This window comes from Pseudobutyrivibrio sp. (genome assembly GCF_015057185.1).
Taxonomy (GTDB): Bacteria; Bacillota; Clostridia; order Lachnospirales; family Lachnospiraceae; genus Pseudobutyrivibrio.
In genome coordinates this window covers 97012-115751 of record NZ_SVEV01000004.1, presented here as the reverse complement: position 1 = coordinate 115751, position 18740 = coordinate 97012, and the positions used below count along the sequence as shown (strand labels likewise).

The window sequence follows — 18740 nt, the reverse complement described above, 5'->3', positions numbered from 1 at the left end:
CCCAATTCCCCCTGAGCCTGAGTTGCACTAAATATAGTTTTTGGTGTCCGCCCATAAAATACCTTTTTCAAAATTGTACAGACATGAGAAAGACACATGCTAATAAAAGATGCGAGTCTTTGCATATTAGGAAAACAAAATATTCTTGCGAAGTTCTTAAAAAGGGTGGCGGCAGGCGGCCTGGGGTGGGTGGATTTAGTATGTTGGTGTGGAGTGAGGCAAATGAGCTTTGAAAATAGAAGTGTGAAGGCATAAAGAAAGCCTTGTAAATCTTGGCGGGCCAGGACTTACAAGGCGTTGATATTAGCGTTTGAGTTCGAACTTTTCGACTAGTCCCTTGAGGGAGTTGGCGTGTTCGTTCATTTCGTAGCTGAGGGCAAGTGATTCCTCAGAGGTAGCTGCATTGTTTTGACCAACGGATGAGATTTCGTTGATGTTTGAAGACATTTCCTTGACGGATACGGCCTGTGAGTTTGAGGCCTCGGCAATAGTCTTAACCTTTTCAGCAATGCCTTGAACCTGAGTAACCATTTCGTTGAGCTTCTCGGCGGTGTCGTTGGCTATTGCGATACCTTCTTCGACGCTCTTAAGGGATGCTCCAATGAGGCCTGCGGTGTTCTGAGCAGCTTCTACTGTTTGGCCTGCCAGCTGTGATACTTCGGTGGCAACTACTGCAAAGCCCTTGCCGGCTTCGCCAGCTCTCGCTGCTTCGATTGATGCATTAAGAGATAGCAAGTTGGTCTGGTCTGCAATGGCGTTGATTGTATCGATGATTTTGGAAATCTCCTGAGATGACTCTGAAATTGCATCCATTGCGTTTACAACATCTTGCATTCGCTGATTTCCTTCCACGATGTTTTGAGCAACAACTTCAACTTCCTTTGAAATTGCTGTGGCATCAGTAGAGTTGTTTGAAATCTGGTCTGTGATGTCTTTCACTGTTACTGAAAGGTCTTCAACTATGTTGGCCTGTGATGTAACAGTGTCTGCAAGGTTCTGTCCAGCTCCTGCGATTTGGTTAGCACCATCGGATACCATGTCGGATACTTCCATGATTTCTGTCATTGACTCTGATATCTGTTTTGAGAAGCTCTCAATAGCAGATTGAATGTCTTTGAAGTCTCCTGAGAAATCACGTTCAAATCCAATGTTGAAGTTACCATTTGCCATTGTTGACATTACTTCGCCAATCTTATCTATATAGTATGTGAGGGATTCTACTGCAATCTTTAACTGATTGGCAACGCGTCCAATTTCGTTGTCATTGTCATAGTCAATGTCTACATGAACATTGCCCTTGGCAATTTCTTCGGCAGCATCTGCAAGAATATCTAGATCATTTTCAATATTCTTAATCATTGCAGAACTACGTTTTTTATTGAGCATAATGATAAATATAATTGCTACCACAAGAACTATAACAGTTGCAGCTATGATTATAAGAATTGCTCGATACTTGTTGGCTGCAGCGCTACTTGCTAGCTCACCAGTCTCATCAAGGGAATCTGCAAGTGTCTCAGATACATCATTCAATGTAGAATTGTAATATTCTAAGGCGCCATTAATATCTCCGGCTTCTACCATGGCAAGCATTTCAAATGATGCATCCTCAAATGCCTTCCAGTTAGTATCTAATCTAGAACCTAACTCCTCATTGTTCAGGTTAGAAGAAATAGTGGAGAAGTAGCCCTCAATTTTAGGGAAACGACCTTCCAAATCCTCTTTCTGGGCAGTTGTTACTTCTGAGTCATCAGAAGCCACAGCAAACAAAAGTCGTTTGTTAATTGTCTGTACATCCTTACGAATCTCCATTTGATATGTTTCAGTTACAAACTGAACATTGTAGAAAGTGTACAGATTGTAGAAAATGACTGCTAAAAATACAATCATTACAGTGGCACTTTCAAGGAAGATACGTATAGTTCCTCCTGAAAACTCTCTTAAAGCGCCAGCTATCGTGCCATTCGGGTTTTTCTTACTCCTCATTGTCATCCCTCCATTACTCGAAAAAGCGTGGATAATTACTCAATTTTATAGGCACAATTATAAATCCTATTTGTGTGTATTATGTTACGTTCACATTTTTTTCAGAATTTCAGAGGAAATACTTCTTTTAACCAGTATATTCGCTAGGATTTTTCCCAATAATTGTTTTAAAAACTCTACTGAAATAGAACTGGTCATTGAAGCCTACCTGCATAGCCACATCTTTAATAGACATAGATGGAACGTCCTCTAGTATTTTAACTGCCTCCTGAATTCTAAGCTTTGTTAGAAAACCTTTGTAGGAATCGTCTCCATACTGTCTAAATAAACGATTAAGGGTTGCCTGTGAAATACCCTTTGCCTTGCAGACATTCTGTACTGACAGATCATCCTTCAGATGTTTTTCCATGTACCCTACAATATCCTCATACAAGCTCTTTTTATCACAACAAGTATTTGAATTGGTTTTCTTCAAATTATTGTCGATGATGTCAATTACATTATTGGCTAAGTCATCCATAGAAATGACATCGCAGAAAATATCATCAAGCCAATGCTCATCCCAATTTGTGAGCATATCGTTATTTTTTAATTCATATAAAATATGTCGGATAGTACTTTCCACATAAAGCTGAGTAAACTCCTGTTTCCCCAGAACATCCACCAGGCTCTTGATTTCTGTATTCAATCTAGACAAATTATTGGTGGATATTTCAAGGAGTAGCTTCTTCTTTTCCTTTGAGACCTCGTTTGTCTCCTCCTTGACCACATTATCACAAAGTCCTAGCTTTTGGTTTTTTCCAATAATGATGGCTCTATCCATGGTCTGATATATGCGGTAAACATAGTCAGCCAAATCACATGTTGCAACTGGTTCCTCACAAACCACCATCGTCAGAAAAGAGTTATCCTCAAGCATTTTGTTATACTGTCGATTCATCATAGAATCATAATCAGTGTATACAAGCTCTTGGGGATAAATGAAAAGCATCTCCTGTTCATCACGACCATAAATAATCATTTGTTCCTGCTGCTCTGAGAATATTTCTCTATTGGCACCACCTCTAAATCTAGTTATAAGTCCATTTTTTCTTGCAACTGCTACATAATAATTGTCTGACCAAAATACTCTATTAAAATCTGCGATTTCAGCACATTTATGTCCCTTTACCATCATCTTTAAATATTTGTTTCGACGCTGATAGTATGCCTTGTCTATTTTTTTATTTACCTTTTCAAGAGCCTCCATAATCTTGGTAGGAGTAATCGGCTTTAAAATATAATCACTTGCATCTGCTCTAAGAGCCCCCTGCACATATTCAAAATCCTGATATCCACTTACAATAATGGACTCGATTTCTGGTCGATTTTCCTGAAGCCTAGTCACAAGTGATATTCCATCCACCATAGGCATTCTCACATCAGAAATAATCAAATCCACATAATTATTTGCCACAAAATCTAAAGCTTCCTGCCCATTTAGTGCAATTCCCTTTACATAAAAATCATTACTTCTAGTGTTAACTATTTTTTCTATCATCTGTGCTGCTGCAGGTTCATCATCTGCAACCAACACCTGATATTTACACTCTGCTGATAGTTTTGTTTCCTCTATCATTTAACCCCTTCTCTCAATACCAATTTTTACTACTGTTCCCGTATCATCTGAGCGAATTTTGAAAACAAGATTCTCTCGATACAAAAGATATAATCTGGAAAATGTGTTATATATTCCCATTCCACCAATTTCAAATTCCACATTTTCCTTGCCTTCATCCAGTTGAATTTTCAATTCATTTATTCGCTGTTTCATAACAGCAAGGCTGTCCTGCTCTATTCCCTTACCATTGTCTCTGATGTCGATTTCCCAACCTGTGTTTCTCTGTTTACCCTGAATCTCAATACGCATGACCTCTGCCGTATCAGAAAAACCATGAATTACAGCATTCTCAACAATTTGCTGTAATGCCAGTTTTGGGATAATCTCATCTTCTATTTTGTCATCCACCTCGATATGATACTCTAAGCGGCTCTCGTATCTAGCTTTTAAAAGCATCAAATACTCATGAAGATACTCCATTTCCTCATGAATTGTAGCTTCCTTCTCCTTGACATTCGTCGAATACCTAAGGATTTTGCTAAGGTTATCGCACATATCGCAAATGCTCTCATCATCAGCCATAAGCCCCTTTGCAGAAATAATATTAAGAACATTGTATATAAAATGGGGATTCACCTGAGCCTGCATCAAATCCAGCTGCGCTCTTAGTTGTAGGAATGACATTTTCTCTGCAGTCTTTTTTGATTCGTCTAGTCTCTCAACCATTGACTCAAAAATCTTGTAGGTATTTTCTATTTCACTTACCTTTTGTAAATCCGCTTTTTCATCATCATCGATTGTCTGCCTTAGTAGGTTATCGTAATCCGTTTTTGTAATAGCCTTTTGCAATGTACTAATAGGTCTTCCCAATGCAGCCGCACCCACATTTGCAAAAATAATCGAAATACCTAAAAATACAACAATCAAAAGAAATAGTGCAGGCAAAATCGGAAACACTATAGTCTCCCAAAAACTTAGCTCTGTTGATATAACCGTATAATATCCATCCTGATTCACATAAGCTAAAAGTGTATTGCCAGTTCGTATTACACCCTTTTTCTTTCCTGAATCCACTATTAAATCAAAATCATTTATTTGGGTCTCATCACTTGAGTAAACAACATCTCCGCTTTCAGCAAAGACCCTAATCTGGTACTCATTATCTGAGGGCAACATCAGTTTTTCAACATCACTCTCAAGCCACTGCACCTCAAAGTAACCCATATTATTGCCAGCCAACCTCTTAACAACAGATATTACCTGCTGCTTATTCCTGACATTCCACTGATCATCATGCATTGGCAGAACAACAATCTCACCTGCAGCCAAATCTTCCACACCATCAACATCATTGATATCCACACCAACATTCAGATTATTTCCAGTTGAATAATTACTGGCAATAACATCTCCAGACCAATTGTAAAAAAGCACCCTATAACAATATTTATATAAAAAATAGAGATTAATACGCTCCCTAAGCAACGTATACTCATCACTATAATATTTCTCTGTCTCAGTCAGTCTTGCAGTCTTCCCCGAACTCAAATTCCTAATAGCCGTCAAAATAGAAGGCTCCGAAATTACCAAATTTATAGCACTATTAGAGGTATCAATAATCGACGCAAAGGAATTAGAAACCACCATTGCATTCTGCTCCAAAAGGTTATATGTCTCAACTGTCCGATTTCTTCCTGCAATGTAACCATACACCACCACCATGAACAGACATGCTACTCCTGCAAAACTATATAAAATCCGTAAAAACCTCTTCTTAAATGTCATAACCTTAAACTCCTAGCACAGCCATTATACATTACCTCAAGCATACCAAAAAGCGTAAAGTCCAAAAACGCGACGTTACAATTTATAGGAATTGTAACGTCGCGAAAATTATCCTTTTACTGCCCCTGCAACCATGCCAGCTACCAGCTGTTTATTAAATACGATAAAGACTATTAGCATTGGGATAGTGATTATAATTACGTCAGCAAATAGTAGGTTGAAGGAGCTGGAATATTGCCCCATAAAGTTGTATAGGGTCTGCTGCACGGTAATGTTTTCGGCACCCGGAAGGAAGTACAATGGGTTTGTGAAATCGTTGAATATTGTGCAGGCATTTAAGATGATTATTGTTGCGGTTACAGGCTTTAGCAGAGGGAATATTATCTGTCTGAAAAGCTGTAAGGTGCTACATCCATCTATGTAAGCTGCCTCTTCTAGTTCCCTAGGAATAGAAGACATGAAGCCTCTGTATAGTAGAACTGTAAATGGTATCTGTAGGGCTGTTTCAATCATAATCATGCTGAACATGGTCTTGTAGATGTGAAGCGCCTGGAGTAACCATATGGTTGGCATTACAGCTGCAGGAATCATAAGACCTGTGGTAATAATCATACTGATTATTGTTACTGGCTTATCCTTCCTACGCTGTATAACATATCCTGCCATAGAACCAACCACAATCAAGAAGAGTAATGAAAAAAAAGTTAGCAATAAGCTGTTTTTGAATGCTGTCAGTATCTGGTAGTGCTTTGCAGTAAATGCTTCTGCGAAATTTGACCAAGCAAATGTTTTTGGTATTGTTATGTCAAGTAGGTTTGCTTCAACTCGCTCCTTTAATGAGTTAACAAGCATAAATAAAAACGGAATTACGAATATTATAAAACCTACGATTATTCCAATTATATCGGCAAAGAGATGTTTCTTTTTGTATGTATTCATTATTCAGCCTCCCTGCTCTGTAAGAATTTCTGTAACGGAAATGCGATAACAGCTATGAGAATAAACATAATTACATTTCCTGCTGTTGATAGACCGTAATAGCCTGCTGCATATTTCTTATAAACAACTGATGCCATAACATCTGTTGCAAATCCAGGACCTCCACCTGTCATTGACCAAATGAGATCAAAACATCTCATACCACTTGTAAGTGCTAAAATGATTACCGAATTCACTGATGGTCTACAAAGAGGTACTGTTATTTTTATAAGCTGTTGAAATGAAGTTGCTCCATCTATTGAAGCTGCCTCGTAGTAGCTTTTATCTATTGATGTGATTCCTGCAATGTAAATTACAGTTGCAACACCAACACCCTTCCATACATCTGTTGCTATTACACTGCCAAGAGCGATGTTAATATTTCCAAGCCAGTCAGGACCTGTTATACCAAATACTGCAAGAGCCTTATTTATCAAGCCCTTTGAGGGATGCATTAATGCTGTAAATGTAATTCCTACTGCGATTGTTGAAACAATATTTGGAAAAAAAGCGATGCTTCTCAAAAAATGTTTTGATTTGATATTGCTTGTCAAAAATACAGCAAGCAAAAATCCCAAAACACATTTTGCTGCCATTGTGGCAAAAGCATAAATGATAGTATTCTTAATACCAATTGTCATGGAATAGTCATTGAAAAAGGTTATATAGTTATTAAATCCAGCCCATGACATACCGGTAAAAGTCCAGTTCATCATGCTAAAAATCAAAGACATTGCAATTGGTATAAGGAAAAAGACTGTGAAAATCACCATTGCTGGTGCTAAAAACCATATTGGATAAATTCTTTTGTTATCCATAACATTACCCTTCCTTTACCCTCTTTTTATAAGAGGATGCACTTTCATGCATCCTCTCAATGAAAAACTATTTGTTGAATCTATTTACTGAGCCCAATCGTAACCTAACTGCTGAGCCTGTAATAAGCAATCTGCATCGTATTTCTCTGCTGCCTCTGCTGCAGTTGTCTGGCCTGAGCCTGCTTCCTGGCAAATCTGTGCACAGTTAGCGCCCTTGATATCTGTAATGAATTCCATTGCAAGACCAGTCTTACCATCTTCAAAATATTTCTGCATATCATCTGCAACTGCTGGATAAGCATTGTCTGGTAACTCGTATCCCTTTACACAGTATGGGCCATCTGGAAGGATTACGTTAGTGTAGCAATCTAATGCTTCATCACTGATATAGAACTCCATGAACGCCATAACAGCATCGTAGTTCTCACTATTTTTATTTGCATAGAAAGATGTTGGCATCCAAGTTGTAAGTCTTGTGTCTTCTGCTGTATCTGCTGGAACTGCAAATACACCGATATCACTGTTGTCTCCATATAACTCATAGATATTTGAAAGTGCCTGTGTTAAGCAAATCCAATGACCACCTTCGCCGTTGTAAATCATGTCACAAGCATCATCATAAGATGTTGAAAGATAATCTGAGTTGTAGAACTTTGTGAGATCTGTACACTTCTCAAATGATCTTAAAGCATACTCACTATCTGAATATGTAGTTGTTCCTGCTGCAAGGTTTGTAGCAAACTCTGGATCTTTGTTCATTACATTTGCATTGTCTCCAAGGAAAACAACCTGTGTTGTCCAGCTATCTGCAAATGAACCAATTACTGCTGTCTCGCCAGCATCCTGAAGTACCTGGCAGTTTGACATGAACTCATCCCATGTCTGAGGAACTTCCAAATTGTATTTCTCATATAATGGCTTGCTGTACATTACAGCACCAGCCTGTGAAGCACATACTGGAATACCATATGTAGCATTTCCTACAGTAACTGATGAAGCATATGTCTCATCAAGTCTGTCCATGATATTTGAATCCTGTGAAAGGTCTACAAAATACTCTGATGGATTAAGAGCTGATAAAAGAGCTCCTGAATTATAACCACAAATATCAGCCATTTCCCCAGAAGCTAATCTTGTTTTTACAATGTTATCTCCATCTGTACCGCCTGGACGATACTCTATTTCTACATTAATTCCAAGCTTCTCCTCAGCCAAATCACAAACAGCAAGAATACCTGTGTCTGTAATATCTGTATCAATCAGCATTGTAATTGTAGTACCCTCCTCGTAGTTCCAATTACCGTCTGATGATGCAACTACTGTCTCTGAATCGCCCCCTGTTGTAGCCTCTGTTCCCTCTGTTGAGCCGCAGCCAACCATTGATAATGACATTGCTGCAACTAAAGGAAATACTAACATTTTCTTTTTGTTTCTCATGTAATACCCTCCCATTTCTTCTTCGTAATCCTGCGGATTAACTACTTAACTTATGAATAAACTTTAGCATTTGTAAAAAATAATCAACATGGAATAATCAATCACTTCACTTGAAAAATCACTCTATTATTATTCTATATAGGTAATGTTATATTCTCCAGATCCTGCCTCAGCTATATAGCCTGCTGCATTAACTGTAAATGATAGTCCATCTGAATTTTCAACCTCTTTTGCATGCTTGAGAATAACTGTAGCCGTAGTATTTACTGGCACTGTTATATGTAGCTGCACCTTATCGCTACTCTTTTTCCAATTAACACCAATAGTACCATAAACACTTTCATAATTCGTATTTGCGAATTCTAAAGCTCCACCAATTTCAGGCGCAATACAAAAATGTTTGAAGCCAGGATTGCTCTCATCAGGTTTAATTCCACCTATTACCTTATAAATCCAATCCCCAATAGATCCATATGCGTAATGGTTGAAAGAATTCATGTCAGGACTCCACATTGTGCCATCAGGCTTGAGTCCATCCCAATGCTCCCATACAGTAGTGGCACCCATTTTTACCTGATACAGCCAGCTTGGAAAATCATCCTTGAGTAACAAATCATAAGCTTCCTTCAAACAACCATTTTCGCTAAGTGCATGGTTAATATATGGAGTTCCAATAAAGCCTGTTACCAAATGACCATTTTCTTTATCAAGCAATTCCTTAAGCTTTGTCACTGCATTTTTTCTAACTTCGCCATCAACTAAATTAAAGTACAGAGCTACTATCTGAGCAGTTTGAGTTTCAACAGTAATCTCATTTTTATCGTTTACAAAGTGATCATTAAATGATTTTCTTAACCTATTATAAAGCGCGCCATACTCACTTGCCTCTTTATCTCTGCCGATTGCCTTAGCCATCTGAGAAAACAAACCTGTCACATATGTATAATATGCACTGCAGGTGTATTCTACTGGTGTAGCTCCAAAGTAGCTGCCCTCCTCGGCATCAAGAGCTACCCAATCTCCAAATTGAAGACCATAGTTAAATAAAACGTCCTCTTTACTATGTGCGGTCATAAAGTCAATCCATGCCTTCATGGAATCAAATTGTCTTTCTATTATAGAAGTGTCGCCATAATACAGATACATTGTCCATGGCTCTATTACGGCAACATCACCCCATGCAGAAGAGCCTGCTGTACCATTTTTCATAAGCCAGTCCCCTTCACTGTATCCTGTCAAAATATCTGGGACTACATGGGCAACGGCACCATCCTCAGCCTGATCAGCCTCAACATCCTTCATCCACTTACTATAGAATGAGTATGTATCCATCAAAAATGTAGCTGTGCTGCAGAATATCTGAGCATCACCTGTCCAGCCAAGTCTTTCATCTCTTTGAGGACAATCAGTTGGAACATCTACAAAATTTCCTTTCATTCCCCACTTGATATTGTGCTGTAATTGATTAATCAGTTTATTTGAGCACTCAAAAAATCCTGTCTCTGTCATATCACTATGAACTGCGTATGCCTTAAAGTTTTCCTTTTTTATCTCACCAGGGAACTTATTTATTTTTACATATTGAAATCCCATGAAAGTAAAATTAGGGTGAAATGTTTCTTTTTTGCTACCTTTGCATGTATATTTTACGGTTTCCTTAGCTCCTCTAAGATTATCTAGATACACATTTCCCTTGCTATCTAATACCTCAAAGCAATTTAGCTCTACCTCATCACCCTCACTTGCATTTTCCACAGAGAACTCAACCCAGCCAGTCAAATTCTGTCCAAAATCAATTACTGTATCACCTTCAGGAGTTGTAATGATTTCCTTAGGAAGAAGCTTTGTAATAACTCTAACCCCATGTCCTTCCTGTGGTACCAAGGTTTTTATATCTCTTGCAACAACTTCAGTCTTAATCCAACTGCTGTCGTCATATCCTGCTTCACACCAGCCTGTTTCCTCTAGCCTCGCATCATAGATTTCACCATCATATATCTCTGAAAAAATAACTGGAGATTTATGACCCTTAAATTTATCTGTTGTAGAGATAACTTCTCTGTTTCCATCCTTATAATCAATAATTATCTGACCACCAAAAGCTGTCTGCTTTCCATATAGGTTGCGCTTGTGGTTAAAACTCATGTCACCCTTAAACCAGCCTGCACCAAGCATTGCGCCCCATGCATTTCGCCCCTGTTTTATCACGTTCGACACATCAATAGTCTGATACTGAAGTCTTTTATTATAGGATGTCCATCCTGGAGTCAACTCATCCTCTCCAACCTTTTTTCCATTAATAAATGGACGATAAAGTCCATGGGCAGTACTTACCAAATAAGCTCTGTCAATTTCCTTTTCTACTGTGAATTCATCTCGTACTAGGGTTCCATAGCTTTCATCTGCATCAGCCAAAGGCTCTGCTGTTACAAATGCTCCTGTCCAGGCGCTAATATCCTGATAACCTGAAACAAAATAGCTTTTAGCCCAATCAGTTTCTGTCTTTTCCGTGAATGCCTTCACTTCGATATCGTATTTACGAATATCATCCCATTTCTCATTAATATAAACATGAGCAGACTCTTCGCTTTCTACTTTTCCACTATCATATACTGTTTTATCCCCATCCTTGATTAATAAGTGATAAGCAAGCTGTTTTACATTTCTCTCATCACTTTTTAGCTTCCAGCCTACTTGAATAGGACCAACTATCCCAGAAGGCTCACACTGATAATTAACAGTTATCGATTTGATTCCTAACATTCCACTACCTCCCAATCTATACAAACAAATGCTTCAGGTATCATATTATTGTCATCCGACCATTTTTCACATGAAATAATCAATCAATATATTTGAAAAAGTAATCAAAATAAGCTTTCTATGTTATTATATGTACAGGTATTTTCTAAACATACGATATTTTTTCAGCTATTGGAGGATTTATGCAAGGCTATACTACATACGGCAAATTTCAGGAACAAATGAATGAGTACCATAAGCGAACTGGATTAAACCTTCAGTTCATGGAGATGATTTCTCGCATGGAACAGAAAGGTTTAATGGAAGCTTCCCCAATTGGAGTTCGTATTCCAGACGAGGCTCAGGGAATGTCCGATGAAGAATTTGATAAAATCGTAGATACTATGCCTATTTCAGTGCGCCCACAGGACGCCAACAATCCTCTTGTATTAGAAGAAAAAATGATTCCTAATTTCTATGATGTTTTTACCATAAGACATCCTAGATTTACACGCCGATATTCACATTCACACAATTATTTCGAACTGGACTTTGTAGTAAAGGGCGAGGCTGAATTTTATTTTGAAGAAACAAAGCATGTTATGCATGAAGGGGAAGTATGTATTATTGCCCCAGGCTCAAAGCATGATTTTTTAATAAATGATGAAACCTCTATCGTTCATACTGTCTGCATTAGACGCAGTACCTTTGATAGTACTTTTTCATCTATAATGAGTCATCAGGATTTGCTTTCTGGCTTCTTTAGACAAATGCTAAAAAATGATGGACGTTCAAATTACCTAATGCTTTTTACTGGAAACAACTTAGAGTGTCGTATTCTCCTTAGAAAATTGATGATTGAATCAGCCAAAAATGATGAATACAGTAACGGCTGTTGCATTAGTATTATTAATTTATTTTTCTGTAACCTTCTTAGAAACTACAGCAAAACTATAGCCTTTTACAATTATGAGATTGGCTCAGATTTTTCACTTGTGCTTCAGTACATCCAGCACAACTATCAAAATATTACTCTGTCTTCGCTGGCTGATTTTTTCCATTATAGCGAGCCTCATCTATGTACATTGATTAAGCAAAATACAGGGGAAACATTTACAGAACTTATTAAGAATCTCAGAATGAAGGATGCGGTCAGCTTCCTAATCAATACTGACCTGAAAATTAATGAAATTGCTGAACAAATCGGTTACAACTCTGCAGATCATTTCTCTAGAGTTTTCCGCCAGACCTACAAATGCTCTCCTGCAGAGTATAGAAAGAATTATAAAAAAGAAAGCCCTTTCATCCCATTCTCTACAGAACAAGAAGAAAGAGCTTAATAGTTTATTTAAAATCTACTACCCCATATATTACAGAATGGATCAATTGGGTTTTGTCCTTTAAAATCTGAGCGACCCATAATCTTTTCAATTACTGCCTCACATACCTCTTTTGTAGGTGTGTAGGCGTTTATAAATGTTTTTACCATTGGTGCATCCACAAGATGGTAAGGATTTGCCAAAGATATAAACATTGTTGGAATTTCTTCCACAAACCATGGCGCATCTGCTGCCATTAAATGCAACCAGTCAATACGACGAACTGCCTGATTGCTTGCTGTATCGATGCAGGCAACATATATTGCAAGATCAAACTTTTCCTTTGCATATCCCACTCCGGACTCAAACATCTCGTAGAAATCAGGCTTGCTATAGTCATAAACACTGACTTCAAATCCTTCCTTTTCAAGCAATTCCTTGAATCGATTGATTTCACTATCTCCATCCTTAAATCCACCACCGACTCTATCTTCAATTAAATAAAGACGAATTTTCCTATATTTATCAGGTGAAATAGGTAATAGCTTCTGTGTGTCCTTGACTAGTGTCACTGCCTCATCTGCGCACTGCTTTGTCCATTCCTTATGCTGGTTGCAGCCTACGTCTGAAAGAGCCTCATCACCTGGAACGATTATGCCATCTGCCTTTTTCTCAGGTAAATTCATAGCAGCCTTCATTCCAAGAATTCTTAAAACTGCCTCATCAAGTCGTTCCTTTGTAAGACGGCCATCTGAAAGGGCATCCCTGATATACTGATAATCTTCTCTGATATCTTTGTTGAAAAGAATCATATCGCACCCAGCCATAATACATGCTGGAAGTGATTCACTTCTCTTCATTGATGCTGTAAATCCTAACATAGGGGTTGCATCTGTAACGATAACTCCATTAAATCCAAGCTTTCCTCTAAGAAGTCCCTGAAGAATCTCCTTTGAAAGTGTTGCTGGAAGAATCTCCTCGTCCTTAAGTTCTGGATTAAAATATTTGCTATAGGCTGGCTGTAAAATATGTCCAACCATTACCGACAAGATTCCTGTGTTAACTACCTCCTGCCAGATTTTTCCATAGCTTTCATCATATTCCTCAACAGAAAGACTGTTGACTGAAGCAACCAAATGTTGATCTCTGAAATCAACTCCATCTCCAGGAAAGTGCTTTGCTGCAGCTGCAACTTCATTGTCAGAAAGACCTTTTAGCTGCTCTTTTACACATTCAATTACCGCATTTACGTTATCACCAAAGGTGCGCACATTCATAATAGGATTCAAATAATTTTTATCTAAATCGCAAATAGGTGCAAATGACCAGTTACAGCCTACAGCTTTTGCTTCTTTTCCTGATATATAGCCAAGGCGATAGGCGTTTTTACTATCACCTGTAGCTGCTACTCCCATAGGTCTAGAGTAATATGTACCATCACTTGCAATGCCTACACCACCTGACTCCAGATTTGCTGCCAAAAGCATTGGAATATCAGAATTTTCCTGAAAACTCCTATGACAATTCTGGATTACCTTTGCTGGCATTGGTCTGTATAATACTCCGCCTGGATGAAATTCATCTACAAATGCCTTGATTTTCTCTGGCTCTGTATCTCCACTTATAGGACAAAAAATCTGACCTATTTTCTCTTCATCCGACATTTTTTCAATTGTTGTTTTTACCCATTCTATCTGAGAATCATTCAGCGAAAATGGTGCATTTTTAAGCATTGCAAAATTCATAACTTTTAGTCTTCCTCCAAAGCGCCTGTAGCGTGCATATTTTTCTTCATTTCCTCAATTTCAGGGAAATACTTTTTAATTGGATAGAATACCATTAATAAAATGATGATTCCTGAAACAATTGCTGGTACAAGGAAACGAACTACATTTGTACCAACTATTGCTGAATCCACCTGACCTAAAGGTCCATTCTGTGCATCAAAGCCACAGATAGCAAGAATTGCAAGCATACCTGAATTTGTTACAGTATTACCACACTTCTGAGCAAATCCCTTTATAGATGAAACTACACCTGAAAGCTGCTTGCCTTCCTTAAGCATGACAAAGTCGATTGTGTCATTTACAAGTACATTTACAACTGCATTAACCATAGCACCGATTACTGTAGCTACAAATGAAAGGATGCAGCAATATAAGAAATTCATTCTTCCTGTGAAGAAAAGAATTACGTAGCAAATTACTGTACCAACCTGTGATACTAAAAGTGTCTTCCAACCTGTCTTGAAGGTCTTTAAGAAAATTGGCATTAAAAATACCATTGAAACTAAAGCACCTACTGAGATAAATCCCATGTATGTAGAAATTGTTGAGCCGATTGTGCTACCGATAAAACCACCGATTTCTTCCTCTGTCTGATATGCTCCTGTTGCAAGTCCAGCATTGATTTTGTCAGCTGCAAGAATGTACTGTGCATAGTAAACAGATGATGAAAACATAAATCCATAAGAGATAGAAGCTAAGCACCAGCAAAGCATTACTGGCCAAACTTCCTTATGACGGAATACATATCCAAGCTGCTTGATACCTGTTGTATTTGGATCCTTAGGAAGAACGTATCTTTCCTCTGAAGTCTTGAATAATCCCCAGAATGAGATAACTGCAAATACTGCATAGAAGCACATTAAGTTACGATAGCTTCCAAAAATTTCTACAAGCTGTGTTGAGAATGTAGAAGCGATTGTAAACATAAGTGCGCAAACGCCAGCGCCCTTAGCGATAACGCTATTTCTTTCCTGATCATTCTTTGTCATAGCAGGAAGAATAGCCATCTGAGGCATTGTGTATGCAGTAACAATCATTCCATAGAACATATATGTTATACACACGTAAACACATTTTGCTGTTGTGCTGCCCTGAATGAAGCTAGGGTTTGAGAACAATAAGAACATATCTACCAATAAGAATACTGGTGTAAATGTAAACCAAGTTCTATAGCGACCCCACTTTGGAGTGAAAGAATCGCAGATAACACCCATGATTGGATCATTAATAGCATCCCAAAGTGTGCAGATAAACATGATAACTGCCAATTGTGCTGCTGTAATTCCAATTGTCTCCTGAACGTACAATGAAAAATAAGTAGCAATTGTAGCGGCGATTGCCATTGCGCCACCATTCACTGAAGTTGCATGGAACCATGCAAAAGCGTTTGAAACTTCAGGTTTTTGATTTGAGTTTCCCATAAGTTTTTCTCCTTCTTTTTCTAAAACTACAGTCCTCTATGCTCTAGGCTTTGTCAGTTGGCCAAAAATAAAAGCGATTAATGCAAGTCCCCCTGGCCAAAAGAATTTAATTATATTCTGGCTTGAAGAAAAATCAGGCACTGAAACAAACAGTGTCATCAAATTCATTGCCTGCATAAATAAAAGCATTACCGTGAATAAATTAATTCTAGACATTTTTTAACCTCCACAAGTTCTATAGTTTTCTTCCTTGTAACTAGGATTATAGTATGGGTTCCGCCAACTTTTAATGTTATATTTTCTATAGAATCCTACATATTTTTAGATGAAGCACTTAATTTAGAAAAAGAAGCAGGGAACCATTTTCCCTGCTTCTTCTATAAATTGCTTTTGATTACATAATAAGATTTCTATTAATGTTGTTAATCTGTTCCTTGTTATTTTGATTATTAGCTACATTGTCTAAATCATTAGGTATTACTTTATTGCTGTTAATCTTCTTAATTTCGTCAGATATGTATTTTCGGTACTTTATATTAAGTCTCTCAGTTGCATCAGCCTGATTACTAATCTGTTTAGTATAAGTGCTTAATGTGATTTTATCTTCATCAATAGCCTTATAAACTACATTAAGTCTAGACTCAGCTTCTGCTGCATGCCCACCAAAAGTATATATCTCATTACAAAGCATATACATAAGTTCATATCTAGCTTGACCATGTCCCCAACTCTTTGCTTGTGGTCCTTTGGCAATCATATAATCTCTGCCAGTCATATACACTTCATGTAGCTTATTAACCATTTTATGTCTAGCCTGCAGCTCTTCAGGAGATAGTTTAGTAATATCTTGCTTATCTGGTGCCAACAATCTATCCCAACCGTTTTCTTTGACCGCCTTTTCAAATTCGTCTAGTTTATTTAGTACATCTTCATACTCCTTAGAATTCGATGTTAAACCAAATTTTTTATTCTTTCTTAGAAGATTATGTATGGCTTGTAGTCTAATAAAATGATCCTCTTTTCCAATTCTGAACTCTTTTTTATCTTGATAAAAAGTAAATTCACATGCAGCTACTTCCCTTTGAGAAATTCTCTTATAGCTATTGATACCTGACATAACATAAGTGGTCTTTTCATCCCCAACAAATCCACCTTTTGCTTTGTAATACATGTTTTTATCTAAATGTACATCATCATTAGCCATTTTTTCTATTCTTCCAAGGAGCCCTTTATTAGTTGATATTCTTTCCTCTAATTTTACAACTTCTACAGCCTTTTTTTGTTCCCCGCTAGCGTGCTCTTGATTAGTTGTTATTTTTTTCTCTAATTTAACATCATCTTTAGCCGCTTCTTGTTTTTTTTCAGCGAGCTGTAGTTCAATTGTTGTTCTTTGATCATTAACTGTTACCACTCTAGTTTCAAATTCAAGTTTAGGAAAAACATTAGATACCGAAGGCTTAATCTCTGCACTTTTGAATTCTGTCTTGTTAGCACCAATTACATTAGGAACAACCTTTACCTCCTTATTATCTATTGCCCTCTTTATCCTTTCCTTTCTAGTATCAGCATCAGCTTTAATAGCTGACTTCAAATGTTTAACTTCTACTTTTTCAAACCCCTTTTTATTATTAAGAATGCCCCATTCATGTCTTACTTCATCCCAGAAATCCTTCGCATACTCTCTACGTCGATTCTTTCTACTTTCCAGTGAATGGGTTAATGACTCTGCCCATAATTCTTTAGTTGCATCATCTGCTTTTTTGACATATTTATTAACTTTTTCAGTCCATTCCGCCTCTATCTGTTCCTTCTTTGCTTTTAATTGGGGATCATTATTCATTTGTGCATATATCTCAGTAGTTCGTCTTTCTAATATTTTAGGTGCTTCTTCCTTTGAAGCCTTTTTGTATTCATCCTCATTTATAATGTTGTCTATCTTTTTTCTATAGTCTTTTTCTGCTTGACTTATCTTATTATCTTTATTTTGTGATGCACTTATTATTGATTCGTTCAAGCCTTCTTCAACTTCTGCGCATACAACATCAACCATTTCTGTAAAATTTCTCTTTGAGAATAATATTTGGTCTTCCTTTTTAATTATATCTTCATATTTATATTTTCTGATTGCAAGTCCCTGATGCTTCTCGGTAAGGTTGTATTTTAGAAGCGCTTCATCGTATTTAGCCTTCTTTGACTGTCTCCTTTTTTCATCTGTATATGAAGCCTCCTTCATTACGTTGTGTTCTAACTGACTACTAGGTTTTGGATTATCGTTCTTGTATACAAACTTATCACTTCTTTTTTTACGAGGTTTTGGATTATTATCTCTTACTGGTGGATTAACAATAAGGTTTCTCTTATACTGTTCACGCTTAGCTAAATCTGCCTCCAAAATTTGTTTTTGCTTTTCTAACTCCTCTGGAGAATTATATTCTTTTGCCAATTCCTCATATCTTTTTTCAGTTGCTTCACGTTTCTTCTGAAACTCCTTTTCTAGGAGATCTTGAGTTCTAAGAATCTTTTCTAAAGAATCTAATACTTCGGCATTTTTTTCTTTATCAGCAGAAAGTTCTTTCATGGTCGCATCCCAGTCAGCCTTTCTAGTTACGGTATAGGCATAAATTACGCCTAGATATACCTGTATATCTTTAGATTTAACTTTTTCAATATCTATGCCATCAAGTCTTTTTGAAAGTGCTATCTCTATAGCTCTAATTGTTGTCAAATCATTTTTATTATAACCTGGCATATCCTCTACCTCCTGCGAAATTAGCTACATCTACGCTTAATATATCATCATAGTGTGAAAAATTCGTATTTGTGTTTCTTTGTACTAGGAATACCCTGACTATATAGAAATAGTTGCT

The 18740-nt window shown here is 37.3% G+C and carries 12 protein-coding genes; 1 reads left to right on the top strand and 11 read right to left on the bottom strand.

Annotated features, from left to right (window positions below; translation table 11 throughout):
• Positions 1-303: 303 nt before the first annotated feature.
• From E7276_RS03160 to E7276_RS03130, 7 genes are all read right to left on the bottom strand, one after another.
• A complete protein-coding gene (locus tag E7276_RS03160) occupies positions 304-1986 on the bottom strand; it encodes a methyl-accepting chemotaxis protein (protein ID WP_294213635.1) in 1683 nt (560 codons plus the stop codon).
• A 127-nt stretch (positions 1987-2113) separates the two neighbouring features.
• The gene (locus E7276_RS03155) at positions 2114-3604 is read right to left on the bottom strand and encodes a response regulator transcription factor (protein ID WP_294213633.1); all 1491 of its coding nucleotides are present in this window, start codon (positions 3602-3604) and stop codon (positions 2114-2116) included.
• On the bottom strand, positions 3605-5371 hold the full coding sequence (locus tag E7276_RS03150; protein WP_294213632.1) for a sensor histidine kinase: 1767 nt from the start codon (positions 5369-5371) through the stop codon (positions 3605-3607).
• A 108-nt stretch (positions 5372-5479) separates the two neighbouring features.
• Complete coding sequence (locus tag E7276_RS03145; protein WP_294213630.1) at positions 5480-6310, bottom strand: carbohydrate ABC transporter permease; 831 nt, start codon at positions 6308-6310, stop codon at positions 5480-5482.
• Positions 6310-7167 carry a carbohydrate ABC transporter permease gene (locus E7276_RS03140; RefSeq protein WP_294213628.1) on the bottom strand — a complete coding sequence of 286 codons (858 nt, stop codon included), beginning with the start codon at positions 7165-7167 and terminating at the stop codon, positions 6310-6312. Before E7276_RS03140 ends, E7276_RS03145 begins: the two co-directional genes overlap by 1 nt.
• Before the next feature lie 84 nt (positions 7168-7251).
• Positions 7252-8604: an ABC transporter substrate-binding protein gene (locus E7276_RS03135; RefSeq protein ID WP_294213626.1), complete on the bottom strand. Its 1353-nt coding sequence runs from the start codon at positions 8602-8604 to the stop codon at positions 7252-7254.
• A gap of 129 nt (positions 8605-8733) precedes the next feature.
• Complete coding sequence (locus tag E7276_RS03130) at positions 8734-11367, bottom strand: glycoside hydrolase family 78 protein (protein WP_294213624.1); 2634 nt, start codon at positions 11365-11367, stop codon at positions 8734-8736.
• Positions 11368-11549: 182 nt separating this feature from the next.
• On the opposite strand from E7276_RS03130, the gene E7276_RS03125 reads away from it, so the two are divergent.
• Positions 11550-12686 (top strand): AraC family transcriptional regulator, encoded by a 1137-nt coding sequence (locus E7276_RS03125; RefSeq protein WP_294213622.1) that lies wholly within the window; start codon positions 11550-11552, stop codon positions 12684-12686.
• A gap of 8 nt (positions 12687-12694) precedes the next feature.
• Here E7276_RS03125 and E7276_RS03120 read toward each other — a convergent pair whose 3' ends face one another.
• The 4 genes from E7276_RS03120 to E7276_RS03105 all read right to left on the bottom strand — a co-directional run bounded on the left by E7276_RS03120 (position 12695) and on the right by E7276_RS03105 (position 18622).
• A complete protein-coding gene (locus E7276_RS03120) occupies positions 12695-14410 on the bottom strand; it encodes a glycoside hydrolase family 3 protein (protein WP_294213620.1) in 1716 nt (571 codons plus the stop codon).
• Positions 14411-14415: 5 nt separating this feature from the next.
• Positions 14416-15873, bottom strand: coding sequence for an MFS transporter (locus tag E7276_RS03115; protein ID WP_294213619.1), 1458 nt, complete (start codon positions 15871-15873; stop codon positions 14416-14418).
• Between the two features lie 36 nt (positions 15874-15909).
• A complete protein-coding gene (locus E7276_RS03110) occupies positions 15910-16089 on the bottom strand; it encodes a hypothetical protein (protein WP_294213618.1) in 180 nt (59 codons plus the stop codon).
• Between the two features lie 178 nt (positions 16090-16267).
• Positions 16268-18622 carry a hypothetical protein gene (locus tag E7276_RS03105; protein WP_294213616.1) on the bottom strand — a complete coding sequence of 785 codons (2355 nt, stop codon included), beginning with the start codon at positions 18620-18622 and terminating at the stop codon, positions 16268-16270.
• Positions 18623-18740 lie beyond the last annotated feature (118 nt).

What these genes read in the sequence shown, in the direction of transcription:
- E7276_RS03150 (WP_294213632.1), bottom strand. Translation starts at nt 5,371, where the DNA reads ATGACATTTAAGAAGAGGTTTTTACGGATTTTATATAGTTTTGCAGGA.
- E7276_RS03135 (WP_294213626.1), bottom strand. Translation starts at nt 8,604, where the DNA reads ATGAGAAACAAAAAGAAAATGTTAGTATTTCCTTTAGTTGCAGCAATG.
- E7276_RS03130 (WP_294213624.1), bottom strand. Translation starts at nt 11,367, where the DNA reads ATGTTAGGAATCAAATCGATAACTGTTAATTATCAGTGTGAGCCTTCT.
- E7276_RS03155 (WP_294213633.1), bottom strand. Translation starts at nt 3,604, where the DNA reads ATGATAGAGGAAACAAAACTATCAGCAGAGTGTAAATATCAGGTGTTG.
- E7276_RS03140 (WP_294213628.1), bottom strand. Translation starts at nt 7,167, where the DNA reads ATGGATAACAAAAGAATTTATCCAATATGGTTTTTAGCACCAGCAATG.
- E7276_RS03105 (WP_294213616.1), bottom strand. Translation starts at nt 18,622, where the DNA reads ATGCCAGGTTATAATAAAAATGATTTGACAACAATTAGAGCTATAGAG.
- E7276_RS03145 (WP_294213630.1), bottom strand. Translation starts at nt 6,310, where the DNA reads ATGAATACATACAAAAAGAAACATCTCTTTGCCGATATAATTGGAATA.
- E7276_RS03115 (WP_294213619.1), bottom strand. Translation starts at nt 15,873, where the DNA reads ATGGGAAACTCAAATCAAAAACCTGAAGTTTCAAACGCTTTTGCATGG.
- E7276_RS03110 (WP_294213618.1), bottom strand. Translation starts at nt 16,089, where the DNA reads ATGTCTAGAATTAATTTATTCACGGTAATGCTTTTATTTATGCAGGCA.
- E7276_RS03125 (WP_294213622.1), top strand. Translation starts at nt 11,550, where the DNA reads ATGCAAGGCTATACTACATACGGCAAATTTCAGGAACAAATGAATGAG.
- E7276_RS03120 (WP_294213620.1), bottom strand. Translation starts at nt 14,410, where the DNA reads ATGAATTTTGCAATGCTTAAAAATGCACCATTTTCGCTGAATGATTCT.
- E7276_RS03160 (WP_294213635.1), bottom strand. Translation starts at nt 1,986, where the DNA reads ATGAGGAGTAAGAAAAACCCGAATGGCACGATAGCTGGCGCTTTAAGA.